Origin of the sequence: Frankia sp. CgMI4, from assembly GCF_001756285.1 — a bacterium.
In the GTDB taxonomy this organism is placed as follows: Bacteria; Actinomycetota; Actinomycetes; order Frankiales; family Frankiaceae; genus Frankia; species Frankia casuarinae.
Genome location: NZ_MAQZ01000135.1, coordinates 1 through 6,436, shown reverse-complemented (window position 1 = coordinate 6,436; position 6,436 = coordinate 1). Strand labels below are relative to the sequence as shown.

The following is a 6,436-nucleotide window of genomic DNA, read 5'->3' as shown; positions in this document are numbered from 1 at the left end:
CCGGCCTGTTCGTCCTGCCCCAGCCCGACCCACCGGCCACCCCAGAGATCAACTCAAGCTGAGGCCCGACGAAAGCGTGCAGAACGCCCACTCAGACCTCCGCATGAGCTCGCGTGGCGACCTTCTGCGATCGCCCATCCCGCTGCCGATGGCAGGCGAACGCACCGAGCCGGCGCCGGGCATGTTCACCGCGATGGATCCTCCGGAGCACACCCGCTACCGGCGGCATATCGTCGAGTGGTTCTCGACGCGTCGGACCAGGTCCCTGGAGCCGCGGGTGATCGAGATCGTCGACCAGCACCTGGACGCGATGATCGCCGGTGGCGGTCCGRCCGACCTGGTGTCGGCGTTCGCCGAACCGGTGTCCGCGCTGGTGATTTGCGAACTGCTGGGAGTGCCCGTCGAGCAGCGTGAGGTGTTCGGCGCGGCTATCGCAGCGTTGTTCACCGTTCACTCCAGCGCGGAGGAGGCCATCAGCGGCTGGCAGAACATCGGTGGACTGCTGATGGGTCTCATCCAGGCCAAGCGGGTCGCATCGGCGGACGACCTGCTGGGCACGCTGRTGGCCCGGGGTGAGCTCAGCGACGAGGAGCTGATGACGATCGGCAGTGTGCTGCTGGTCGCCGGGCACGACACCAGCACCAACATGATCGCGATKGGAACGTTCGCGCTGCTGGAACATCCCGAGCAGTATGCGGCGCTGGCCGCGGACCCGGGCCTGGCGCCCGGTGCTGTCGAGGAACTGCTTCGCTACCTGACGATCGTGCACGCCGGCTCGATCCGTGCGGTCTCCGCCGATCTGGAGTTCGACGGCCACCAGCTGACCGCGGGTGACGCGGTGTCGCTCTCCCTCGCCGCGGCCAATCGGGACCCCGCACTGTGCGACGCTCCCGACCGCCTCGACATCACGCGCGAGCCCGTGCCGCACCTGGCCTTCGGGCACGGCATCCACCAGTGCGTCGGACAGCAGCTATCCCGATTGGAGCTGCGCATCGCGTTCGAATCGTTGGCGCGCCGCCTGCCGAACCTTCACGTGGCGGTGCCGACCAGCGAGATCCGTACCCGCTCCGAAATGATCATCTACGGTGTGCGAGAGCTGCCGGTGACCTGGTGAGTGTAATGATCTACCGCGAGATGCTCAAATCCAAAATCCATCGTGCCGTCGTGCGACAGGCCGATCTTCACTATGTTGGTTCGATCACCATCGACGCCACCCTGATGGCGGCCGCCGGCCTGTGGCCGGGAGAAAAGGTCGACGTGCTGGACATCACCAACGGTGCGCGGCTCAGCACGTACGTCATCGAAGGTGAGGCGGACAGCGGGACCATCGGCATCAACGGCGCCGCCGCTCACCTGATCAGTCCAGGCGATCTGGTGATCATCGTCGGCTATGCGTTGATGGCCGAGGAGGACGCCCGCTCTTACCAGCCCAACGTCGTGTTCGTGAACGGCGACAACCAACTGGTGCGCATGGGCACCGACCCGGCCGAGGCGTACGACGGCGTCGGTCTGGTGCGCGGTGACACCAACAGCCCCCAGCCCTCCCTTTCCGAGCAGGCCGGAGACCCGCGGAGAGCGCAGTGAACACTGCCGAGATCATGACCGCCTTCACCAGCGGCCTGGCCGACATCAATCTTGCTGAGCCTGACACGGCTCGCGGTGGTGAGAAGGCTGCGGAAAGAATGAAAACGGCCAGCTCGACAATCTATGACATGGCCGCCACTCTCTCGGCGAAGGGGGACCTGTGGAACTGGGGGATGTATGACCCTGAGATCGTCGACGAGATCCGGGCTCGGTTGCCAGGGTTCGGTGAGTTCGGCACGGACGGCTTCAGCGAGCAATTGTACTTCCTGGCTCTGCGGGACCTGCCGATCGGTCTGGACGACTACGACGGTCGCACGGTGCTGGAAGTCGGCTGCGGCACCGGGGAAGGCCTGAACTTCCTTTCCCGTATCGCCCGTGGCGCACGGATGACCGGCCTGGACCTGTCGCCGCGAGCCATCGCCAGGGCTTCGGCGACCCTCGCGCGTGCGGACGTACTGGAGTTCGTGCACGGCGACGCCGAGAAACTGCCTTTCGTTGACGGCTCCGTGAACATACTCGTCAACATAGAGAGCTCGCACAACTATCCTGATCTCGGCAGATTCCTCCGGGAGGTGGAACGTGTGCTCAGCCCCGGCGGCATCCTCACCCACATTGACGTCTTCACGCGTCAGCGTTACGCGGCGATGCGCCGGATGACCGCGGAGATCGACGGCCTGACCTGGGTCACCGACCACGACATCTCCGACCGGGTTCGCGCGGCGATCCGCCGCCGGATGGCGTCCGACAGCCATTTCCACGCCACGCTCGCGCGGCAGCGGATGAACCCGATGGYGCGCAGGATCGCGGCACACAGCCAGATCCTGATGTTCGGCGGCATGTTCGCGGGATATCAGCCGCCCGCCGTGAYCAGGCTGCTGAGCAGGATCGGGATCGTGCCCTGGGTGAGCGGCCTGCCGATGGAGAGCTACCGTCACCAGGTAGCCGTCCGCCGGTGACCTCGATCGGTGCCCGGACCAGGAGCGGGCGACGTGCGGCCTGATGGGGGAGACGTGGACACACGATTGTTCGCTGTCGCGGCAGACACCGAGGACGGACTGGCGGAACTCCTGCGCACGCACCTTGACCGAGTGCGTGCGCGGGCGGGCCTGCCGGCGCTGGCCTGGTACTGCCATGACGCCGTGGTGCGTACCGCCGGAGCGGGGCACCGCCTGACCTTCGTTGTCGATTCGTACGCTGATCTCGCTGAACAACTGGCCGCCGCCCTCGCGGGAGAAACCGACCGCATTCCTCCCGATGTGACGGCACGCCGGCCCGGCCTGGTGTTCGTCTTCGCCGGGCAGGGCGCCCAGTGGTACGGAATGGGCCGCGAGCTGCTGGCCGCTGAGCCGGCGTTCCGGGAGGCGCTCCTTCGCTGTGATCAGGAGGTTCGGCGTTTCGCCGAATTCTCGGTGGTCGAGCAGCTCGGTTTGGACCCGCCAGCGTCCCGGATGGACGAGATCGACGTGCTGCAGCCGACCATGGTGTCGTTGCAGATCGCCCTGACGGCTTTGTGGCGCAGTTGGGGGATCGTGCCGGATGCCGTGGTCGGCCACAGCATGGGGGAGATCGCGGCCGCGCATACCGCAGGCGCGCTGGGCCTCCGAGATGCGATAATGATCGCCTGCCGGCGCAGTGCGCTGCTGCGCCGGATCTCCGGTAGGGGGGCGTTGGCCGCCACGGAGCTGTCCCCCGCCCAGGCGCATGCCGTCGCGGATGCCAGCGCCGGGCGCATCAGCGTCGCCGGCGAGAACAGCCCCCGGTCGACGGTGCTGGCCGGCGACGCGGCGTCACTCGCCAGGCTCGTCGATGATCTCACCCGGCGCGACGTCTACTGCCGCGTGATTACGGGAACCGTCGCCTCGCACAGCCACTACGTCGATGACCTGCGTGCGGATCTTGATCTGGCGTTACGGTCGCTGGCACCGGGACCTACGAGGATCGTGATGTACTCGACCGTGACCGGCGAGCCCGTGCCAGGAACGAGCCTCGCCTCACAGTACTGGATGCGTAACCTGCGCGAGCCGGTCCGTTTCGCCGCCGCGGTCGAGCGGCTCGGTGACACCGGCCATGAGGTGTTTGTGGAGGTGAGCGCGCATCCTGTCCTGTTGAGCCCGGTGCGGCAGACGCTGGYGCACGCCGGACGGCCGGCGCATCTGCTGTCATCCGGTCGGCGGCAGGCGGAACGGCGCTCGGTCCTGGCGTCGCTCGGCATGTTGTACGGCTGCGGGCGGGAGCCGCGGTGGGCGGCGTTCGCCCTGTCGGAACCCGGAGCCACGCTCACCCCTTACCAGGCGGCCGTGCTCGGCGCGGTCCGCCTGACCCGGCCCGCCTCCCAGCTGGAGACGAGCCCGGCACTCTGATAGGCTCTTGTATCTGGATGCACCTCTGTATCTAGAAGGAGCCTGTCATCGCGACCAGACGGTTGTCCCGCGAGGAGAGTCGGGAGCTGACCCGCGAGAAGCTGYTGCGCTCGGCGGCGGAGCTGTTCGCCGAGCGTGGCCTTGCCGGCACATCGGTCGAACAGATTGTCGAGCGTGCCGGTTTCACGCGAGGCGCCTTCTACGGCAACTTCGACGGCAAGCACGAGCTCGTGCTCGCCCTGCTGGAGAAGCGCACAGAGCGTGAGTTGGAGGAGCTGCGGGCGCTGGGCCGTGACGCCGGCTCGTTCGAGGGCATGGTCGAGCAGTTCCGGGCCTGGCATCGTGAGCGTGACCGTCACCTCGCGAGCTGGCTTGTGCTGCGCACCGAGCTGTGGCTCTACGGCCTGCGCAACCCGGGCGTCCTGCCGACGCTGACCGACCGGGAGGCGCGGACGCGGACGATCATCGCGGAGGCGCTCGCCCGCGACTTCACGTCTCGTGACGCGTCCCCACCTGCTCCGGTCGAGGTGCTCGCGTTGATAGTGCACGCGCTTGACGACGGCCTGGCGATCCAACGGGTCCTGTCGCCCGAGAGCAGCCCGGACGACGCGGCAGTCGACGCGGTGGACTTGTTACTGCGGTCGTGGGTCGCGTTGGGTCGCGAAATAGCTGCGGAGAAAGGGAACGACTGATGCCCGAGCACGTCTACCGGGTGCTGGTACGCGGACGGTTTGACAAACTTGACCCCCCGGCGCGGGAGAAGCTTCGCCGGAACGCCGACCAGCAGGATGTGCTCAACGCGTCGTTCACCGAAGAAGGAACGCTCGTCTACAACGAGTCCATCGTCGCCTTCACATTCCGCCTGGTCGTTCGAGTCGAGTTCGACGACAAGGCGGAGCAGCGGGCGCAGGATGCCGCCGAAGAACGGCTGATGGCAAGGTTCGACGAGATCGGCTGCGGCTATCGCGACCTCCGATTCGGAGTGACGGACATGGACAGTATGAAGATCAACCGGCCAGTGCGGGAGCGGCGCTGAGGCGGAATTCCGCAGAACAGGTAGATCATGGTCGATACTGAGCGGACCACCTGGCCGTCCGAGCCGGTACTGCAGGTGGCCCAGCCCGCACCCGACCCGAGGCGTTGGTGGGCTCTCGCGGTCCTGCTCGTCGCCACGTTCATGGACCTGCTTGACAACAACATCGTCACGGTGGCTATTCCGAACATCCAGCAGCATCTCGGGGCGTCRCCAACGTCCATCCAGTGGATGAACGCGGGCTATACTCTCGCCTTCGCTGTGATGCTGATAACCGGAGGTCGACTGGGAGATATTTTCGGTCGCAAGCGAATGTTCTTGACCGGTGTCGCCGGGTTTATGGCGGCGTCCGGAATGTGCGCGATTGCGCAGAGTCCGGAATTCCTCGTCGGCGCCCGGGTGGTCCAGGGGGGCGCTGCGGCCGTCATGGTGCCGCAGGTACTGGCGATCATCCACGTCAGCTTTGCTCGGGAAGAAGTCGGCAAGGTCGTCAGCCTATACGCGGGCATCGTGGGCCTGGCGATCGTCGCGGGACCGCTCGTCGGTGGTCTTCTGCTCCAGTGGAACCCGTTCGGCCTCGAATGGCGCAGCATTTTCGCGGTCAACCTCCCCGTCGGCGCGGTAGCGCTGGTGGCAGCGTCGGCGTGGATGCGGGAATCCAGGTCCCCGCATGCTCGCCGGCCCGACGGGATAGGGATGATCCTCGTCGCCGTAGGGCTGCTGCTCGTGCTTTTTCCGCTTGTGYAGGGGCGCGAGCTGGGCTGGCCGACGTGGAGCATTGTCGCCATGGTAATCGCTGTCCCAGTGTTCGCGCTGTTCCTACGGTATGAACGGGAAAAGGTGCGCCGTGACGATTCGCCACTGTTGGCGTTGAACCTCTTCAAAACTGGCAGCTTTTCTGTCGGCGTCGGCACGCAACTGTTGTTCAGCTGCGTGCCGGCTGGATTCTTCATCACCTGGACGGTTTATCTGCAGGGTGGTCTGGGCTGGTCGGCACTGCATACCGGTCTGACCACGATTCCGTTCTCCATCGCTGTTCCCATGGCTGGCGGACTCGCGGTACGCTACATTTTTCCGAAGTATGGCCGTCGCTGCCTCATGGTGGGAGTGGCGGTGATGACGTCGGGTGTTCTTTCCTACGTGTGGACGGCGCATCACTTCGCCACCACCGTGACATCATGGCATGCTGCCCCGTCCCTGCTGCTGATCGGTTCGGGCATGGGCCTGCTGGTCGCGCYACTGACCGGGATGATCCTGATCGATGTGCCGCCGCACGAAGCCGGCGCGGCCTCCGGAATCATCAACGCGACCGGCCAGCTTGGCGCGGCAGTGGGCGTCGCGCTGATCGGTGGGCTGTTCTTCTCCCAGGGCCTCGGCAAGTTTGCTGGTAAGCAGACTTTCGGCGTTGTGTGGGGCTTCCAGTGGGGTTGCGTAGCGCGCTTCTGACGCGAGGCCGGGG

7 protein-coding genes are annotated in these 6,436 nt (G+C 66.2%); all 7 read left to right on the top strand.

The features are described 5' to 3' along the window. The coding region (locus tag Manayef4_RS22190; RefSeq protein ID WP_254665802.1) for a cytochrome P450 at positions 1–1,114 on the top strand (1,114 nt) is incomplete at its 5' end. A 5-nt stretch (positions 1,115–1,119) separates the two neighbouring features. After that, complete coding sequence (panD, locus tag Manayef4_RS22185; RefSeq protein WP_011435560.1) at positions 1,120–1,584, top strand: aspartate 1-decarboxylase; 465 nt, start codon at positions 1,120–1,122, stop codon at positions 1,582–1,584. Next, positions 1,581–2,540 (top strand): class I SAM-dependent methyltransferase, encoded by a 960-nt coding sequence (locus tag Manayef4_RS22180; protein ID WP_070133298.1) that lies wholly within the window; start codon positions 1,581–1,583, stop codon positions 2,538–2,540. Before panD ends, Manayef4_RS22180 begins: the two co-directional genes overlap by 4 nt. Positions 2,541–2,594: 54 nt before the next feature. Then, positions 2,595–3,944: an acyltransferase domain-containing protein gene (locus tag Manayef4_RS22175; RefSeq protein WP_070133297.1), complete on the top strand. Its 1,350-nt coding sequence runs from the start codon at positions 2,595–2,597 to the stop codon at positions 3,942–3,944. A 47-nt stretch (positions 3,945–3,991) separates the two neighbouring features. Then, positions 3,992–4,636 carry a TetR/AcrR family transcriptional regulator gene (locus Manayef4_RS22170; RefSeq protein ID WP_035734604.1) on the top strand — a complete coding sequence of 215 codons (645 nt, stop codon included), beginning with the start codon at positions 3,992–3,994 and terminating at the stop codon, positions 4,634–4,636. Further along, entirely contained in the window at positions 4,636–4,980 is a 345-nt protein-coding gene (locus Manayef4_RS22165) for a DUF6204 family protein (protein ID WP_023842131.1), read from the top strand. The genes Manayef4_RS22170 and Manayef4_RS22165 overlap by 1 nt, the downstream gene beginning before the upstream one ends. Before the next feature lie 27 nt (positions 4,981–5,007). Then, positions 5,008–6,423, top strand: coding sequence for an MFS transporter (locus Manayef4_RS22160; protein ID WP_070133295.1), 1,416 nt, complete (start codon positions 5,008–5,010; stop codon positions 6,421–6,423). Positions 6,424–6,436: the final 13 nt, after the last annotated feature.